Here is a 16935-nt window from a genome sequence, read left to right on the forward strand (position 1 = left end):
AACGGACCGTACGCGAAAGGCCCCTTCATGCCCACAGTCACCGTTCCCGTCACCGGCGGCGTCAGCGAGGTCGAGTACCTTGTGACGGGTTCCGGGCCCGGTGTGGTGCTGGTGCACGGCACCGGCGCGAACCCCGAGGCCAATTTCGGCCCGCTCATCGAGGCGCTCCAGGACACCTTCACCGTCGTGGCGCCCTTCCTGTCCGGCTCGGCGCGCACCACCGACCCGGGCGGGCCGCTGACGGTGGACGACCTGGTGGCCCAGGTGCTGGCGGCGGCCGACGACGCCGGGCTCGGCTCCTACCACCTGGCCGGCCACTCCCTCGGGGCGACCGTGGCCGCGGCCGCGGCCGGAGCCCGCCCCGACCGGGTCCGCTCGCTGCTGCTCCACGCGGGCTGGGTGACCACCGATCCGTGGCTGGCCTTCCAGTTCGACCTCTGGCAGCGGCTGCTGCGCGTCGATCCGGACCTGCTCGCCCGCGTGGTGCAGCTGACCGCGATGGGCCCGGCCACACTGGCGGCCCTCGGCAGGGACGAGTTCGAGGAGACGGCCGCGGGTTTCACCGAGCTCTTCGAGGCAGGGGACATGGCCCGGCAGGCCGCGCTCAACATGGAGATCGACATCTCCGCGCTCCTCCCGCGCATCACCGCTCCCGCGCTCGTGATCGCGGGTACGCACGACCGGATCGTCCCCCCGCACCACCAGCGCCGGCTCGCCGGGCTGATGCCCCGCGCGACCCTCCTGGAACTCGACTGCGGGCACGGCCTCCCCTTCGAGCACCCTCAGCTGTTCGTCGACACGGCACTGTCGTTCCTCAGCAGCGGCCAGTCCGAGGAGCTGACGGAGTCCGGCCCCATGGTCCGCAGTTCGTGATCCGCGTAGCCGAGCAGCCAGGCCCGGAAGTCCGGGCCGAGGTCCTCGCGCTCGCAGGCGAGCCTGACGATGGCGCGCAGGTAGTCGGCGCGGTCGCCGGTGTCGTAGCGGCGGCCGGAGAACAGCACGCCGTGCACCGGCCCACCGGCGCCCCGCGCCAGCTCGCGCAGGGCGTCGGTGAGCTGGACCTCGCCGCCGAGCCCCGGCTCCGTCCTCCTCAGCACGTCGAACACCGCGGGTTCGAGCACATAGCGGCCGATCACCGCGAGGTTGCTCGGGGCGGTGCCGGGCGCGGGCTTCTCGACGAGGTCGGTCACCCGCACCACGTCGCCCTCGCCGGTCGCCCGGACCGCGGCACAGCCGTACTGGCCGATCTGCGCGGCGGGCACCTCCATGAGCGCCACCACGCTGCCGCCGAACCGCTCCTGCACCTGCGTCATCCGGGCCAGCAGCGGGTCGCGCGGGTCGATGAGGTCGTCGCCGAGCAGCACCGCGAAGGGCTCGTCGCCGACGTGCGGGGCGGCGCACAGCACCGCGTGGCCCAGCCCCCGCGGATCGCCCTGCCGCACGTAATGGATATCCGCGAGTCCGCTGGATTCACGCACCTGCGCAAGCCTTTTGTCGTCGCGCTTACGGGAAAGCACGGCCTCCAGCTCGAAATTGCGGTCGAAATGGTCTTCCAGGGGGCGCTTGTTGCGCCCGGTCACCATCAGGATGTCCCCGAGACCGGCGGCGCAGGCCTCTTCCACGACGTACTGGATGGCGGGCTTGTCGACGACGGGGAGCATTTCCTTCGGCGTCGCCTTGGTGGCGGGCAGAAAGCGGGTGCCGAGCCCGGCAGCGGGTATGACGGCTTTCCTGATCCGAATGCGCGATCGACTCATGCCGCCACCATAATGAGATTTCGTTGCGGCGAAAACATTCACCGGAAAAGAGTGCGGCATTCCGGGGCCGGCCATTGTGCAACCGACGGATTTCCGCGGTTGCACAATGGCCGGACCTCAGCCGGCGACCGGCCTTTCCTCGAAGGCGGCCCCCGGCTCCCGCAGGGCCGCCCGGGTGCGGGCCTGCGGGTACTGGGCGCGCTCCAGCCGGTCCAGCCGCTTCGCGAACTCGATCCAGGCGTTGGCGCATTCACGGGCGGCGTCCGAGAGCATGGGCATGCAGTGCCCGGGGAGGCCGCTGATGAGCCCCTCCTGCTCCTCGACGAAGAGGGCGCGCGTGTCCAGCAGGCGGAGCACGTTCCGGCCCGCTTCGGTGAAGCGGAGGGAGGGGTCCTTGCGCAGGGTCCGCAGGATCGACTCGTAGTCCCGCTGGAGGGTCCGCCTCGGCACGTCCCGCCGCACGGCGTTCCCCGGCGCGTCGCCGCCCCAGCCGGGCGGGGCCCCGGCGGTCCGCCCGCCTCCGCCCGTCCGGCGCCCCGTGGGTACGGGATCGTCGCCGCGGCGCAGTCTGTCCCGTACGTCCCGGACCGTTCCCGGCGACACGCCCGCGAGCTCGGCGACCTCGCGCAGGGACGCGCCCGGTTTCTCGGCGAGCACCTCGGCCGCCCGGCGGCGCCCCGCGGCGCCGTTCACCGGGCGTACGCGGCCGTCGTGGCCGATCCGGGTGAGCGGCTGGGGGAGCTCCCCGGCCCTGCGGCGCCGGATGGCGCCGACCGTCTTGGCGGAGAGCCCGGCGACCAGGGCGATGCGCCGGTCCGACCACTGCGGGTGGGTGGTCATGATGCGGGCGGCGGCCCGCGAGCGCTCCTGTGCCGAAAGCGGCAGGCCATGGCTGGTGTTCAGCCGGACGGCGAAGACGAAGGCGTCCTCGGGCGTGCCGTCGTAGAGCCGCGCCTCGATCCCGGTGTCACCGCGCAGAGCGGCGGCACGCAGGCGGTGCATGCCGTCGATCACGCGCATGGTGGGGCGGTGCACGACGATGGGAGGCAGCTCCGCGTCGCTCTCCGCGAGCATCCGCACATGCTCGGCGCTCTCCCCGCCGCTCCGGGGCGAATCGGCCGGGAGCAGCAGGCTGATGGCGACCGTCTTCGTGACGGCCAGGGTTAAGGAGTGGTCCTCCAGTACGTCCTCTACCGCCCGCCCCGCATCATCTCCAGATGCCCGAAGGTCGGCGACCGAACGTCCCACAATTCCCCCTAGTTTCTCGTGCCGTGGCACGGCGTCAAGATCTCGCGGCCCGGCGCCGATGCCGGGTCGTGGACGTCACTGATTCCAGGAAAAGGGTCGTCGCTCCGTGCGGATCGCCGAGCAACTCCCTGCTCTGTGAGAGCGGCTGAGTCAAGAAATTCCGACTGCCGATGAATTCCGGACTAGCGCGCCGAGACGCAGGCGGCCGCCAGGACCGGTGCGCTGTGATGGGCGACCGTCGCCGCGAATTGCACCTCGCCGCCCTGTTCCGCCACGACGCGGGTGCGCAGGGTTCCGTCCGCGGCCGCTTCGAGGGCCGTGGCAGTCAGCAGGCAGGGGGCGTCGAGTTCCACGTACCGGGTGAATTCGCAGTCGAGAGCGGTGATGTCGGCCGGCAGGCCGCCGCCCGTCACGCACGCGGCCTGGTGGGCGGCTTCGATGAGCAGGATGCCGGGCGCGTGGTCCACCGGGTGGTCGAAGAAGACCGGGTGCGTCGTGACCACTCGGAGTTGCCACCGGTGCGCACCGGCGGGAGGAGGGCCGGCGGGGGAGAGGGCGACGTCTTCGGCGTCCCTCCGCCCGACGAGCTCGTGGGAAAGGGGGGCTGGTGCGGGCAGGGCCCGCAGCATGGCGTCCGTGGCATCGGCGTGCGCGCCGCGCAGCCGTCGGTAGACGCCCGGTGTCTGGACGGCGAAGCGCGTCTCGGCCGTGGCCAGCAGCACGTCGCCCCGCATCATGCGGAACCGCATCGACAGGGCCGTGAGGCGTTCGCGCCGCAGGACGATGTCGAAGCACTCCACATACAGGGCCACTTCGCCGTCGGGTAACTGAGTGTCATATGCATGATTCTGGATACGGTAAGAGAACCGCTGCCAGATGAGCTGATGCCCCAGCGGCACACCGTAGGCGACGTGACACAGGAGCGGGAAGGTCTGCCGGACGGTCTCGACGAACAGCAGCGGATCGGTGGATCCGCCGCGGCCGTGCCGGAGTTCGTCCCCCACAGGCTGCCGGGTGCCTATCCGGAAGGCGTGGGGACCCGTGCGGCACCAGGACGTGAGGCGGACCTCGGCCGGATCCGACTTGTGGACGTAGGTCTGGGGCACGGACCCCGCCGCGGGGCCGGCGGCAGGGGACTGCACGGACGCGAACACGACTCCCCCTTGTTCTGCGCTGCGCCGAAGTGGCGGAACAGCAGGTCGCATGCCGATAACATAGAGGGCGTTTTGTTTTGTTGTCCAGGAAGTTCAGGGCCACGGATGGTGCGACCGATGCAGGAAAGAGCAGTACAGACCCGCAAGTTGATCCTCCGCGCGGCGGCCGAGTCCTTCGACGAGTCCGGCTACCACGGCGCTCAGATCACCGGCATCCTGGGGCGGGCCGGCCTCACCCAGGGGGCGATGTACTTCCACTTCAAGTCGAAGGAGGACCTCGCCCGGACGGTCATGCTGGAACAGGCCGCCGACCTGCGGCTGCCGGAGCGGCCGGCGGGGCTGAAGCAGCTGGTGGAGATCACCCTCACGCTGGCGGTCGAGATGCAGCGCAACGTGCTCTTCCGGGCCGGCGTCCGGCTCGCCGTCGACCTCGAAGGACCGGCCGTCCGGGACTCCAGCATCTACCGCTGGTGGACCGACCGGTTCAACGACGAGCTCGTCGAGGCCCACCGCAAGGGCGAATTGCTGCCGCACGTGAACGGGGCCGAGCTCGCCGAGATGCTGGTCGGCGCCTACACCGGCATCCAGCTCATGTCGCAGATCACCTCCGGCAGGAAGGACCTGCCCCGCCGGATCACCTCGATCTGGCGGTACCTGCTGCCCGGGATCGCCACCCCCGAGGCCCTGGCCGGGATCACCCTCGCCGACGGTGCCGAGGCACGGCCGTGAGCGTCCGGCGCGTGGTGCTCACCGGGGCCACCGGGTTCATCGGCTCGAAGGTCGTGGACGCGCTCCTGCGACGGCGGACGGCCACCGCCGACACGGCCCTGCGCATCGTCGGCCGCAACGCCCCGCACCGGTCGACGGACGCGGGCACCACCTGGGCCGCCGCGGACCTGACCGCCCCGGCGACCCTGACCGGGGTCTGCGACGGCGCGGACGTCCTCATCCACCTGGCCTCCCGCGTCGGCGGATCCCCGGAGCTGTGCACGGCGGTGAACGTGGACGGCACCGCCGCCCTCATGGCGGAGGCCGCACGAGCGGGGGTCGGGCGCATCGTCTATCTGTCGACGGCGGCGGTGTACGGAAGGGGGCCGCACCGGGGCATCGGCGTCGACGAGGTCGACCCCAGCCCCGCCTCGCCGGCCAGCGCGACGCGCCTGCTCGCCGAGCGCCTCGTCCTGGCGGCGGGCGGCACCGTCCTGCGGCCGGGCCTCGTCCTGGGCGCGGGGGACCGCTGGGTGGTGCCGGCCCTGGGCGAACTGCTGGTCCGCGTCCCCGCCCGCTGGGACGGCGGCGCCGCGCTGTCGTCCGTGGTGGACGTCCAGGACCTGGCCGGTCTGATCGTGGCGGCGGCGCTCACGCCGGACCCGCTGCCCGCCGGGGCCTTCCACGCCTCCCACCCCGCGCCCGTGCGCAACCGGGACCTGATGGACGAACTGGCCGCACACCGGATCCTGCCGCCCGTACCCCTGCGGGACTGGACCTGGCAGCAGTGCCTGGACCGCCTCCGGACCACGGACGGGCCGCTGGGCGAACGGCAGTTCACGCTCCTGGCGCAGGACCACTGGTATCGCAGCGAGGACATCTGGCTCCGGACGGGACACCGGCCCGGGCCGGGCCCGCTGGCCTGGCTGGCAGGCTCGGCCGACTGGTACCGGTCCCACCTGGCGCCCACGCCCGGCGGCCCCCGGGGATAGGCGGCATCCGGGCCGCCCCGCCCCGTCCCGGTGGAGCCGCCCCCGCGCTATCCTCCGACAGCCGTCCGCGTACGGAGGTGCCATGCCGCCGCTGCTCACCCGCCGCACCCGTCAACGAATCGCCGCCGACGCCGCGTTGCTCGCCGTCGCCCTCGCGTTCGCCGTACCACTCGTCTGGCTGATCCTGGCGTCCGTCGACGACGGGGCCGGGCTGCGGGTGCAGGTGCCCGAGAAGCCGACGCCGGGCAACTTCTCGGCGGTGATGAACGAGGAGATCACCTTCCGGCCGATGCTCAACAGCCTGCTCCTGTGCGGCGCGGCCACCGCGCTGACCATGGTCTGCGCGGCGCTCGCCGCCTATCCGCTGTCGCGCTTCCGGTCGCGCTTCAGCCGGCCGTACCTGCTGACCGTGCTGTTCACCACCTGCCTGCCGATCACCGCGGTTATGGTGCCGGTCTACGGGCTTTTCGTACGGATCGACCTCATCGACACCGTCTACGGCACCGCCCTGTTCATGGCCACCGCCCAACTGCCCTTCGCCATCTGGCTGATGAAGAACTTCATGGACGGCGTGCCGACCGTCCTGGAGGAGGCCGCCTGGACGGACGGCGCGAGCAGGCTCCAGGCGCTGGTCAGGGTCATCCTGCCGCTGATGGGGCCCGGGGTGGCGGTCGTGGCGATCTACAGCTTCATCATGCTCTGGGGCAACTTCTTCGTGCCCTTCATGCTGCTGCTCTCGCCCGACCAACTCCCGGCGTCCGTCAGCATCTTCACGTTCTTCGGGAACTACGACCAGGTGGCGTACGGGCAGCTCGCCGCGTTCTCGATCCTCTACTCGACGCCGGTGATCCTGCTCTACACGCTGATCTCCCGGCGCCTCGGCGGCGGCTTCGCGCTGGGCGGCGCCGTCAAGGGCTGAGCCTTGAGATGGCAGAACGCAGAAGAACCCCGCCGTCTGTCCGCTGACGGCGGGGCACCCCCTCCGGTGGGGAACCGGCCCTGGATGTCCCCCGTGGATCCAGGGCCGCGCCCGCGCGCGGCGCCGGGCCCTGTCCCGAAAGAGCTGTGGGGACGACCCTCGCCTTGACTGCGGACAAGCTGAACGGTACTAACGGGGCCACCTGTCGGCTACTCGTCAAACGCGGCTCCTGGCCGGAGAACGCGGGACTCCCGAGGAACGCCTGATGACCGAACCCGGAGTGGGGCCGGAAGCCCCCGGCAACATGCGCACGCTCGTACTCAGCAACGATCTCGACGAGACCCGCGAGATCATCAGCTCCGCCTACAGCCCCTACCAGCTCAGCGTGCTCGGCGACCCCAAGGACTTCTCCGCGTGGTACGCCGAGGGCGGCTTCCCGGGCGTCACCGTGTCCGGCCTCCAGTACGGGGCCGAGACCCTGGTCGCGCCCCAGCCGCTCGACTCCTACCTCCTCGTCTGCAAGCTCGTCCGGGGCCGGGTGCGGGTGATCTCCCCCGGGCGGGAGGAACGGGTCGTGGGGGCCGGCGAGACCTATGTGCTCGACCCCTACCGCCAGTTCCAGGTGCACTGGGCGCCCGGGGCGCGGATGACCACCGTCCGGCTCGCGCGGGAGACCGTGGAGGCGGCCGCGGCCGACGCGCTCGGCGTGGAGGGCCCGTTACGCGCCCGCTTCGGGCTCGGCGGCCCGATCTCCGCCGGGGCCGCCCGCAGCTGGGCCGGGATCTCCGCCGCCGTCCACCGCGAAGTGCTCGGCGAGGGCATCGCGCGCACCAGCCCGCTGATCGCCGCCCATCTGACCCAGACCACCGCCGCCCTGCTGATGGAGACGTACCGGCTGGTCACCGACGGAGTGGACGCCCAGCGCCCGGGCGTCGTCGCGCACGGCGCGGTGCGCCGGGCCATGGCCCTCGCCGAGGAACGCCCCGACCAGCCGCTCACCCTCGCCGACCTCGCACTGGCGGCCCGCGTCAGCCCCCGGGCCCTGCAGGAGGCGTTCCGCCGGCACCTGGGCACGACCCCGCTCGGCTACCTCCGCGAGGTGCGGCTGGGGCGGGCCCACGCGGATCTCCAGACGGGCCGCGGCAACCCGGCCGTCACCGTCGCCCAGATCGCCTGCCACTGGGGCTTCGCCAACCTTGGCCGCTTCGCGGCCCTGTACCGCGAACGGTACGGCGTGCCGCCGTCGCGTACGTTGCGCGGGTGAGCGCTCGTCGCCGCCTGCGGCGGGAGCTCCCTGCGGGAGCGTCCTCAAACGCCGGACGGGCTGGACTTTCCAGCCCGTCCGGCGTTTGAGGACAAGCGGCGCAGCCGCTTCAGGGGGTCCGGGGTCTCCCCGGTTTCGGGAAGGGGCGGGGCTGGGGAACAAAGCCCGCCGGGCCGCACCCGGGCACGGGTCCGGGGCGGAGCCCAAGTCGCGCAGCCGCGTATGAGAGAACCGCCCCGTAGGGGCCACCGTGCGTCCTGAGGATGACGCCGTACATCTCCGGTACTACGGCCGACAGACCGCCTCGCCCTTTTGACCGGTACCCGATTCCGACCGTACGGCTGAGGCCCCCGCCACCCCCGCCACCCAGAATTGGAGGAGAAGATTCCGGCCATTGCGGCCACCCCAGGACCCCACCCCTCCGGAGGAGACCCGTGCACCGAACCGCCACCCCCACCCGCGTGGCCGCCCGCGCCACCGGCCTGAGCAAGGTCTACGGCCACGGGGAGACGCAGGTGCGCGCCCTGGACACGGTCTCCGTGGAGTTCCGCCGCGGCGAGTTCACCGCGATCATGGGCCCGTCCGGCTCCGGCAAGTCGACGCTGATGCACTGCATGGCGGGGCTCGACTCCGTCTCCTCCGGCTCGGCGCAGATCGGCGAGGTCGAGCTCGCGTCGCTCGACGACCGCCGCCTGACGAGGCTCCGCCGGGACAAGGTCGGCTTCGTCTTCCAGGCGTTCAACCTCCTCCCCACGCTGACCGCGCTGGAGAACATCACCCTGCCCATGGACATCGCGGGCCGCAGGCCCGACGCCCAGTGGCTGAACACGGTCGTCGACACCGTCGGCCTCTCCGGGCGGCTCACGCACCGCCCCAGCCAGCTGTCCGGGGGCCAGCAGCAGCGCGTGGCCGTGGCCCGCGCGCTCGCCGCCCAGCCCGAGATCATCTTCGCGGACGAGCCGACCGGCAACCTCGACTCCCGCTCCGGCGCCGAACTCCTGGGCTTCCTGCACGAGTCCGTACGCGCGCTCCAGCAGACGATCGTCATGGTCACCCACGACCCCGTCGCCGCGTCCTACGCCGACCGCGTGATCTTCCTCGCCGACGGCCGCATCGTCGACGAGATGCGCGAGCCCACGGCGGACGCGGTGCTGGACCGGATGAAGCGCTTCGAGGCCAAGGGCCGTACGAGCTGAGACCCGGCTCCCACCGCTCCGTACGCCACCACTTCCGCTCCGGACCAGGACCGACCATGTTCCGTACCGCCCTGCGCAACCTCCTCGCGCACAAAACCCGGCTGATGATGACCGCGCTCGCGGTCCTCCTCGGCACCGCCTTCGTCTCCGGCACGCTCGTCTTCAGCGACACCGTCGGCAGCGCGTTCCGCAACAAGACGGCCAAGAGCCTCGACGACGTCGCCGTCTCCGTGACCCCCGGCCGCCCCAGCACCGACTCCAAGGACGGCGTCCTCGACGCGCGGGTGGTCGACAAGGTCCGCGCGCTGCCCGGCGTCACCTCCGTACGCCCCTCGGTGGGCGGCACCACCACCGTCGCCGACAGGAACAACGACCCCGCGGGCAGCCAGTGGGGCAGCTCCGGCGCCAACTACGTGCCCGGCAAGGACGGCAAGGACAGCCGCTACCCGCTGAAGTCCGGCCGCGGCCCCGCCTCCGCCGACGAGATCGCCCTCGACACCCGCACCGCGGAGAAGACCGGCGCGAAGCTCGGCGACACCGTGCGGCTCGCGATCGACGGGCCGGTCATGACCAAGACCCTGGTCGGCACCGTCGGGACGGACGACCCGCGGGTCGGCGCGGGCGGCAGCCTCGCGCTCTTCGACACCGCCACCGCGCAGAAGCTCTTCGGCAAGCCCGGCGAGTTCGGCGAACTCGTCGTCTCCGCCGCGCCCGGCACCGACCAGAACGCGCTGACCCGCCAGGTCGAGGCCGCCCTGCCCACCGGCTTCGAGGCCCAGAGCGGCAAGCAGCTGGCCGCCGAGCAGTCCAAGGCCATCGACAAGGAGACCGGCTCGATCCGGAACACCCTCCTCGTCTTCGCCGGGATCTCGCTCTTCGTCGGCGTCTTCATCATCGCCAACACCTTCACCATGCTCATCGCCCAGCGCACCCGGGAGATCGCGCTGCTGCGCGCCGTGGGCGCCTCCCGCCGGCAGGTCGTACGGTCCGTGCTCGTCGAAGCGGGCCTGCTCGGCCTGGTCGCCTCGGCCATCGGCTTCGTGCTCGGCCTCGGCATAGCCGTCGGCCTGCGCTCGGTGCTCAACGCCGGCGGCGCCGAACTCCCCGACGGGCCCCTCGTCGTCGAGCACACCGCCGCCGCGTCCGCCCTCGCCGTCGGCGTGCTGGTGACCGTCGTCGCCGCCTGGCTGCCCTCTCGCAAGGCCGCCCGGATCGCGCCCGTCGAGGCCCTCGCCTCCGTCGACCAGGCGCCCGCGCCCCGCGGCCTCGTCGTCCGCAACTCCATCGGCGCCGTCCTCACCGGCCTCGGCGTCGCGATCATGCTGTACGTGACGACGCTGCGCGACAGCGGCGGGCTGACCGCCGCCATGGCGGGCTCCGCGCTCACCCTCGCGGGCGTCATCGTCCTCGCCCCGCTGCTCTCCCGCCCCTTCGTCGCCCTCTTCGGCAAGGCCACGGCCCGGATGACCGGCGTCAGCGGCAGGCTCGCCAAGGAGAACGCGCTGCGCAACCCGCGCCGCACCGCCGCGACCGCCTCCGCGCTGATGATCGGCCTCACCCTGATCACCGGTCTCACCGTGGCCGCGGTCTCCGCGAACCAGGGAGTGGACCGGATGGGGCAGCAGGACCTCACCGCCGACTACAAGGTCAGCTCCACCGGCTTCCTCGGCCTCTCGCCCGACGTCGGCAAGAAGCTCGCCGGACAGCCCGGCGTCGCCGCGGCCGTCCCCGTCCGCATGACCGGCTTCCAGACCAACGGCGAGCCCACCGGCATCCAGGCCACCGACCTCGCCGCCCTCGGCAAGGTCACCGACCTGCGCGTCACCAGCGGCTCCCTCACCGACGTCCGGGGCACCGACTCCATCGCCGTCGCCGAGCCGTACGCGCTCAAGCACGGCCTGAAGATCGGCTCCACCGTGCCGATGGACTTCTACGACGGGCAGAAGGCGAAGCCCCGCGTCGCCGCGATCTACGCCAAGAACGACGTCCTCGTCGAGGTCCTCGGCACCCCCGCCCTCGTCGACCCCCACCTCGACCGCGTCCGCGACGACGAGGTCTACCTCAAGGCCGCCCCCGGCCAGGCCGGCAAGCTGCCCGCCGAGATCAAGAAGACCATGGGCAACAACCCCATCATCAAGGTCGAGAGCCAGGACGACCTGCGCCGCGAGTCCGCGGGCAGCATCGACTCCGTCCTCTACCTGATGTACGGGCTCCTCGGCATGGCCGTCGTCATCGCCGTCATCGGCGTCGTCAACACCCTGGCCATGTCCGTCTTCGAGCGCACCCGCGAGATCGGCATGCTCCGCGCGATCGGACTCGCCCGCACGGGCGTCAAGCAGATGGTCCGCCTGGAATCCGTGATGATCGCGATGTTCGGCGCGGTCCTCGGCGTCGGCGTCGGCATCTTCCTCGCCTGGTCCGGCGGCCACCTGCTCCGCTCCTCCTTCCCCGAGTACGAGATGGTCGTCCCCTGGGGCCGGATAGCGATCTTCCTGCTGCTGGCACTGGCGGTGGGCGTCCTGGCAGCGGTGTGGCCGGCGCGTCGGGCTTCGCGCCTGGATGTGCTGACGTCTATCGGGACGCAGTAGTTCGCGGCTTCTGGTTGCCGCCGGACGGGCTCGAGTTCGTACCTTTCGGTACGGGTCTCGAGCCCGTCGGGCGTTTTCGGTTCGTCCGCTTCAGAGTTGGTAATCCGGTCTCAGATCAGGACGCCGACGCGGGCGGCGAGTCCGCGGAGTTCGGTGGTGGTGCGGCCGGAGACCAGTAGGCCCGAGACGAGGGACTTGACTGCAGGGCGGGCGTGGGTCTCTTCGGGTGCGTGGTGTTCGGCGGCGAGGAGGGCGCGGACGCAGTCGTCGCGGTGGCCCCACCGTCCGTACGCGGCGGCGATGTCGGTGTAGTAGCGGGCCCGGCGCTCGGTGCTGGGCAGGCTCTGCGGTGCGACGGCCCGGGCGGCCGCGAGTGCGGTGGAAGGGTCGCCGGCGGAGTTCTCCGCGGAGATGCGGTGGAGCTGGACGGTGGCCGGGCTGAAACCCCCGCCGTGGTCGCGCAGCAAGATGGTGCCGCCGAGCTCCTTGGCGATGGCGGCGGCTTCGTCGGTCAGCTCCCGCATTCCGGCCGCGTCGCCGGCCTTGGCGGCGGTGTAGGCGGCGGACTGGATCAGCAGCCCCCGCTCGGCGGCGTGGTCCGGCCCGCCTGCGCGCAGGCCGGGGTGGTCGGCGGCGGTCAGGGCGATGGACATCGCCTGCTCGTGCCATTCGGCCTTGCGGGCCAGGACCGCGAGCTGGCGGGCGGATTCCGCGACGAGCAGGGCGTCGCCCGTGGTTTCGGCACTCTGGCGGGCGCGGTCGGCGGCCATCCAGCCGAGCTGCTGCTCGTCGAGCTTGATGAGCATGCGGGTCGCCAGCAGGTAGCTCTGTGCCAGCAACGCGCAATCGTCGCTGCGCGCGTGACCGGCGTGGATGAGCCTCGGCAGGCGGACGGCGAGGCTGCCGTAGCGGCAGGTGTGGAAGTCGGTGAGCGCGCGGGCGAGATCGGTGTGCAGGGCGGCCCCGGACGGGATGGTGAGGTCCTGGTGCAGGCCGAGCATCGCGTCCCGGATCCGGCCGACGAGCACCTCGCCAAGCGCGGCGTCGTTCACCGGCGGCCTGCCACCGGTCAGGATGGGGGCGCCTGCGGCGGCTGCGGCCGTGACCGCCAGGTTCGCCAGCAACTGCCGTCGCCGCACCGGATCCTCACCGTCCTCCCAACGGTCGTTACCCGCCACCCTAGAGGCGGGAAGGCGGGGGTATGTGGTGGTCGGCCCGATCGTGTGCCCGTGGCGGATGTCCGGCCGAGGGGTCAGGCCGAGCGCCTGAGGCGCGATCCCGAGCGCGTTTGCGAAGACCCGCAGCACGGTCACGTCCGTCAGCGGTGAGATGCCGCGCTCGTACCGGGAGACCTGGGCTGCGGAGTAGCCGGTCAGCGCCCCGAGCCGGGCCAGCGTCAGGCCCTGTTCCTTGCGCGTGCGCCGGACCAGCCCGCCGAGACCCATCTGCGCTCTGCTGCCCGCGTCCATACCGTCCCCGCCTGTAGCCGAGAGGCGCGCCGCCCCTCACCGTAGCCGTGCCCGCCGGGCCTGGACAGAGGCTTTGCATCGCATGCAAACCGCTTTGCGGGCCGCGGGAGTGCCCCTCCCGCCGGTCCGGCGGCCGCGGTGTCCTCGAAAGGCAGGTGGCTCGCAGACGGCGGGCCACCGCCTCGCCTTCGAAGAGGTGCGAAGTGATGAGCACGATCAAGAGGGCCGCCATGGTGGGACTCGGCGGTCAGGCCCGCAAGGACCACCTTCCGGGGCTGGCCGAGTGCCGGCTCGCCGCCCTCGTCGCGGTCTGCGACGTCGATGCCGACCAGGCCGCCGCCACGGCCGAAACCTGGCAGGTGCCCGGTTACACGGACCTGCCCGCGATGCTGGACGCGGTGCGGCCGGACTTCGTCATCGCCGCGGTGCCGCACCACGCCGGCCGTGAGGTCGTCGAGACGTGTGCCGGGGCGGGGGTGCACGTGATGAAGGAGAAGCCGTTCGCCACCGACCCGCATGAGGCCGCCGACCTGGCCGCGCTCTGCGAGAGGACCGGCATCGAGTTGATGGTCACCGTCCAGCGTCGCTTCCACCCCGTCTACGCCGCCACCCTCCAGCTGTTGGAGCAGATCGGCACCCCGTACCTGGTGGAGGGCCGCTACACCTCCCACTGCCCGGACCCGGCCGCCGGATGGCGCGGCCGCGCGAAGCTCGCCGGGGGCGGCTGTCTGGCGGACATGGGCTACCACCTCGTCGATCTGCTGATCTGGTACCTCGGCCTGCCCGACCGCGTCCTGGCCGACACCTCGGCCGCCGCCGTGCCCGGTGCGGACTACGACGCGGAGGACACCGCTCTGGTCCACCTCGCCTACGACTCCGGCCTGTACGGCTCGCTGCTGGTCTCCCGCTCGGCCGGGCCGAAGACCGAGCGCCTGGCCATCACCGGCCCCCACGGGGCCGTGGTTGTCGAGCGCGGGACCGTACGCCGCCTCGATCCGGGCGGGCAGGTGGCCGAGTTGCTGGTGCGCGAGCCGGCCTGGCCGTGCGCGGCCGCCACGCAGATCGACCACTTCTGCCACGTCCTGGACGGCACCCGTCTCAACCCCTCCGGCCCGGCCGAGCACCTGCCGCACGCCGCGTTCCTCGCCGCCGCCTACGCCTCGAAGGCCACCGCCTGCCCCGCCGACCCGAAGGAGTTCCTCGCATGAACGACTCCCCGCTCGCCCTGCTCGGCGGCGAACCCACCATTACCGCCCCGGGCCCGCACTTCACCTGGCCGGTCATCGCCGAGCCCGACCGCGAGGCTGTGGCCGCCCAACTGGAGTCGGGCGTCTCGATCCCGGACCGGTCCGGCGTCGTCGCCGACTTCGAGGACGCGCTCGCCTCGTACCTCGGCGTCCGGCACGTGGTGACCACCTGCACGGGGACGGCCGCACTGCACTCGATGTATGCCGCAGCCGGGATCGGCCCGGGGGACGAGGTGATCGTCCCGGCGCTGACCTTCCACGCCACCGCCACCCCGCTCTTCCACCTCGGCGCCCACCCGGTCCTCGCGGACGTCGACGACCGCGGACAACTCGATCTCGACGACGCCGCCCGCCGCCTCACCGCTCGTACGAAGGCCGTGGTCGCCGTGCACCTGTGGGGCCTGCCCGAGGACATGGACGCGCTGGTGTCCTTCGCCGAAGAGCATGCTGTGATGCTGCTGGAGGACGGCTCCCACGCGCACGGCGCCACTTGGAACGGCCGGCGCACCGGTACGTTCGGCGCTGCCGCGGCGTTCAGCCTCAATGGGCCGAAGCCTCTATCGGCGGGCGAAGGCGGCTTCGTGGCCACCGACGACAGCGAGCTGTACTACCGGGTGCTGTTGCACGGCCAGTACAACAAGCGGTGCCGTCGCGAGATCCCCGCCACCCATCCCCTCGCGCGCTTCGCGGTCACCGGCATGGGGCTGAAACTACGGATCCACCCGCTCGCCGCTGCCCTCGCCCTGGCTCAGCTGCCCCGCCTGGACGGCTACTTGGACGGACGTCAGAGCACCGCGGCCCGCATGTGCGCTGCCTTGGACGGGGTGCCGGGTATCCGGGTGCCGCACGTGCCGGTCCTCGCCCGGCCGTCCTGGTACGCGCTGCCGCTGCGATACGAGCCGGCCGGGCTCGGCGGGCTGCCGCTGGAGCGGTTCCTCGAAGCCGTCCACGCCGAAGGCGCCGACGCGGTGGACCAGCCGGGTTCGACCTGCCCATTGGGTACTCATCCGCTGTTCCAGGCCCCCGGAGCTCTGCTGCCTGGCTACGCTGACCACCAGGGCCCCGCCGTCGGCGACTTCCCGGCGGCCGAGCACGTACACGCCACCACCCTCAAACTGCCGGTCTGGCACGGCCAGGAGGACGTCCGCCTCGCGGACGCCTACACCGCGGCCATCGCCAAAGTCGCCTCCCACGCGAAGGACCTCCTGTGAGTACGTCTCCCCTCGACACCGCTCTGCTCGACGACCTCGCCCGCGCCGCCGAACGCGACGGCATCACCAAGACCGTCGTCGGCGCCGTCATCGCGGACAACGACGGCAAGATCCTGCTGCTGCACCGGTCGGACGACGACTACCTCGGCGGGCTGTGGGAACTGCCCTCCGGCGGTGTCGACGACGGCGAGGACCTGATCGAGGCCCTGCACCGGGAGGTTGCGGAGGAGACCGGGCTGACGGTCACGGCCGTCGGCGGCTACCTCGGCCACTTCGACTACCGCTCCGGCAGCGGACGCGCCACCCGACAGTTCAACTTCACAGCCACCGCCACCGGCGAGACGGTCACGCTCACCGAGCACGACGCACACCTGTGGGCCGACCGCACCCAGCAGAACCAGGTCTCCACCGCCGTCCAGGCCGTCCTCGACACCTGGCGCGACCAGGCGATCTGACCGGCCCCCGAGCCTGAAGCGGGCCCCGGACCTCCACCCCGGAGGCGCCGGGGCCCGTCGCTGTACGCGGCCGACGCCGGGGCCGAGGCGTACGCTTCCTGGCCTGGTCCGGCGGCCATCTGCTCCGCTTGCCCTTCCCCGGTACGAGACCGTGGGCGCGGGGCTCGGGCCTGTCCGGCGTTTTCATCCTGTCTGCTTCAGAGTTGACCCAGAGCCTTGAACTTCTGGTCCAGATCGACGATCGGCTCGGCGCGGCGAGCCATCAGGTACACGCGGGAGTTGGTGCGCCGCACCACGTGCACCAGCGTGAACCCTTGCGTCCCGTAGTAGTTCACGAGTCCGCGGAAGTGGCAGCCCCGCCGCACCCACTCCTTGCCCTCGCGGGCGGCGCGATCCACGGCCCATAGGGCGATCACCGTGCCGGGCTTCCGCCGACGGTAGGCCGGGTCGGTCACCGTCGTGTACAGGTAGTCGGCGGGTTCGCTCAGCTCCCGCTCGGTCCACTCCCACGGGGGAGTCTGCTCTTGCACGGTCGTGCACCCGATGATCCGGCCGCTGTCCTCTTCGAGGACCCACATGTCGTCATCGGCGTTCTCCGTCTGGCGGACGAGGTCGGCGACGCTCTCCCGCCAGCTCGGGATGCCTTGGCCGTCCATCCACGCGCAGCGAGCGAGAATCAGGTTCTCGACGGCGGGGGCATCGGCGGCTGTTGCGAGACGCATGGCGA

Annotated in this window: 15 protein-coding genes; 10 read left to right on the forward strand and 5 right to left on the reverse strand. The window is 72.0% G+C overall.

Annotated features, from left to right (window positions below; translation table 11 throughout):
- Nucleotides 1-27: 27 nt before the first annotated feature.
- Nucleotides 28-873 (forward strand): alpha/beta fold hydrolase, encoded by an 846-nt coding sequence (locus ABD269_RS21230; RefSeq protein ID WP_344120007.1) that lies wholly within the window; start codon nucleotides 28-30, stop codon nucleotides 871-873.
- Here the strand turns inward: ABD269_RS21230 and galU are convergent.
- The 3 genes from galU to ABD269_RS21245 all read right to left on the reverse strand — a co-directional run bounded on the left by galU (nucleotide 783) and on the right by ABD269_RS21245 (nucleotide 4159).
- Nucleotides 783-1757 (reverse strand): UTP--glucose-1-phosphate uridylyltransferase GalU, encoded by a 975-nt coding sequence (gene galU, locus ABD269_RS21235; protein WP_344120009.1) that lies wholly within the window; start codon nucleotides 1755-1757, stop codon nucleotides 783-785. The two genes, ABD269_RS21230 and galU, sit on opposite strands and share 91 nt — an antisense overlap.
- A 117-nt stretch (nucleotides 1758-1874) precedes the next feature.
- A complete protein-coding gene (locus tag ABD269_RS21240) occupies nucleotides 1875-3005 on the reverse strand; it encodes a hypothetical protein (protein WP_344120011.1) in 1131 nt (376 codons plus the stop codon).
- Nucleotides 3006-3187: 182 nt separating this feature from the next.
- Entirely contained in the window at nucleotides 3188-4159 is a 972-nt protein-coding gene (locus tag ABD269_RS21245) for a ScbA/BarX family gamma-butyrolactone biosynthesis protein (RefSeq protein ID WP_344120013.1), read from the reverse strand.
- 117 nt (nucleotides 4160-4276) lie between these two features.
- Here ABD269_RS21245 and ABD269_RS21250 point away from each other — a divergent pair, with 117 nt between their 5' ends.
- From ABD269_RS21250 to ABD269_RS21275, 6 genes are all read left to right on the forward strand, one after another.
- Nucleotides 4277-4888: a ScbR family autoregulator-binding transcription factor gene (locus ABD269_RS21250; RefSeq protein ID WP_344120015.1), complete on the forward strand. Its 612-nt coding sequence runs from the start codon at nucleotides 4277-4279 to the stop codon at nucleotides 4886-4888.
- On the forward strand, nucleotides 4885-5859 hold the full coding sequence (locus ABD269_RS21255) for an NAD-dependent epimerase/dehydratase family protein (RefSeq protein ID WP_344120017.1): 975 nt from the start codon (nucleotides 4885-4887) through the stop codon (nucleotides 5857-5859). The genes ABD269_RS21250 and ABD269_RS21255 overlap by 4 nt, the downstream gene beginning before the upstream one ends.
- An 82-nt stretch (nucleotides 5860-5941) precedes the next feature.
- A complete protein-coding gene (locus ABD269_RS21260; RefSeq protein WP_344120019.1) occupies nucleotides 5942-6778 on the forward strand; it encodes a carbohydrate ABC transporter permease in 837 nt (278 codons plus the stop codon).
- A gap of 265 nt (nucleotides 6779-7043) precedes the next feature.
- On the forward strand, nucleotides 7044-8042 hold the full coding sequence (locus tag ABD269_RS21265) for an AraC family transcriptional regulator (RefSeq protein WP_344120021.1): 999 nt from the start codon (nucleotides 7044-7046) through the stop codon (nucleotides 8040-8042).
- 434 nt (nucleotides 8043-8476) lie between these two features.
- Nucleotides 8477-9238, forward strand: coding sequence for an ABC transporter ATP-binding protein (locus ABD269_RS21270; RefSeq protein ID WP_344120023.1), 762 nt, complete (start codon nucleotides 8477-8479; stop codon nucleotides 9236-9238).
- A 56-nt stretch (nucleotides 9239-9294) separates the two neighbouring features.
- On the forward strand, nucleotides 9295-11826 hold the full coding sequence (locus ABD269_RS21275) for an ABC transporter permease (RefSeq protein ID WP_344120025.1): 2532 nt from the start codon (nucleotides 9295-9297) through the stop codon (nucleotides 11824-11826).
- Nucleotides 11827-11936: 110 nt separating this feature from the next.
- On the opposite strand, the gene ABD269_RS21280 is transcribed toward ABD269_RS21275, so the two are convergent.
- Nucleotides 11937-13295, reverse strand: coding sequence for a helix-turn-helix domain-containing protein (locus ABD269_RS21280; protein WP_344120027.1), 1359 nt, complete (start codon nucleotides 13293-13295; stop codon nucleotides 11937-11939).
- 206 nt (nucleotides 13296-13501) lie between these two features.
- Between ABD269_RS21280 and ABD269_RS21285 the strand changes: the two genes are divergently transcribed.
- Genes ABD269_RS21285 through ABD269_RS21295 form a run of 3 tightly spaced genes read left to right on the forward strand, consistent with a single transcriptional unit; the run spans nucleotide 13502 to nucleotide 16208 of the window.
- Entirely contained in the window at nucleotides 13502-14503 is a 1002-nt protein-coding gene (locus tag ABD269_RS21285; RefSeq protein WP_344120029.1) for a Gfo/Idh/MocA family protein, read from the forward strand.
- Nucleotides 14500-15753: a DegT/DnrJ/EryC1/StrS family aminotransferase gene (locus tag ABD269_RS21290; RefSeq protein WP_344120031.1), complete on the forward strand. Its 1254-nt coding sequence runs from the start codon at nucleotides 14500-14502 to the stop codon at nucleotides 15751-15753. The genes ABD269_RS21285 and ABD269_RS21290 overlap by 4 nt, the downstream gene beginning before the upstream one ends.
- Complete coding sequence (locus ABD269_RS21295) at nucleotides 15750-16208, forward strand: NUDIX hydrolase (RefSeq protein ID WP_344120033.1); 459 nt, start codon at nucleotides 15750-15752, stop codon at nucleotides 16206-16208. Before ABD269_RS21290 ends, ABD269_RS21295 begins: the two co-directional genes overlap by 4 nt.
- 197 nt (nucleotides 16209-16405) lie before the next feature.
- Here the strand turns inward: ABD269_RS21295 and ABD269_RS21300 are convergent, their stop codons facing one another.
- The gene (locus ABD269_RS21300) at nucleotides 16406-16930 is read right to left on the reverse strand and encodes a GNAT family N-acetyltransferase (protein ID WP_344120289.1); all 525 of its coding nucleotides are present in this window, start codon (nucleotides 16928-16930) and stop codon (nucleotides 16406-16408) included.
- Between the last annotated feature and the right edge of the window lie 5 nt (nucleotides 16931-16935).

It is taken from the genome of Streptomyces blastmyceticus (assembly GCF_039521185.1).
GTDB classification, from domain to species: domain Bacteria; phylum Actinomycetota; class Actinomycetes; order Streptomycetales; family Streptomycetaceae; genus Streptomyces; species Streptomyces blastmyceticus.

What these genes read in the sequence shown, in the direction of transcription:
- ABD269_RS21230 (WP_344120007.1), top strand. Translation starts at nt 28, where the DNA reads ATGCCCACAGTCACCGTTCCCGTCACCGGCGGCGTCAGCGAGGTCGAG.
- galU (WP_344120009.1), bottom strand. Translation starts at nt 1,757, where the DNA reads ATGAGTCGATCGCGCATTCGGATCAGGAAAGCCGTCATACCCGCTGCC.
- ABD269_RS21250 (WP_344120015.1), top strand. Translation starts at nt 4,277, where the DNA reads ATGCAGGAAAGAGCAGTACAGACCCGCAAGTTGATCCTCCGCGCGGCG.
- ABD269_RS21260 (WP_344120019.1), top strand. Translation starts at nt 5,942, where the DNA reads ATGCCGCCGCTGCTCACCCGCCGCACCCGTCAACGAATCGCCGCCGAC.
- ABD269_RS21265 (WP_344120021.1), top strand. Translation starts at nt 7,044, where the DNA reads ATGACCGAACCCGGAGTGGGGCCGGAAGCCCCCGGCAACATGCGCACG.
- ABD269_RS21275 (WP_344120025.1), top strand. Translation starts at nt 9,295, where the DNA reads ATGTTCCGTACCGCCCTGCGCAACCTCCTCGCGCACAAAACCCGGCTG.
- ABD269_RS21280 (WP_344120027.1), bottom strand. Translation starts at nt 13,295, where the DNA reads ATGGACGCGGGCAGCAGAGCGCAGATGGGTCTCGGCGGGCTGGTCCGG.
- ABD269_RS21285 (WP_344120029.1), top strand. Translation starts at nt 13,502, where the DNA reads ATGAGCACGATCAAGAGGGCCGCCATGGTGGGACTCGGCGGTCAGGCC.
- ABD269_RS21290 (WP_344120031.1), top strand. Translation starts at nt 14,500, where the DNA reads ATGAACGACTCCCCGCTCGCCCTGCTCGGCGGCGAACCCACCATTACC.
- ABD269_RS21300 (WP_344120289.1), bottom strand. Translation starts at nt 16,930, where the DNA reads ATGCGTCTCGCAACAGCCGCCGATGCCCCCGCCGTCGAGAACCTGATT.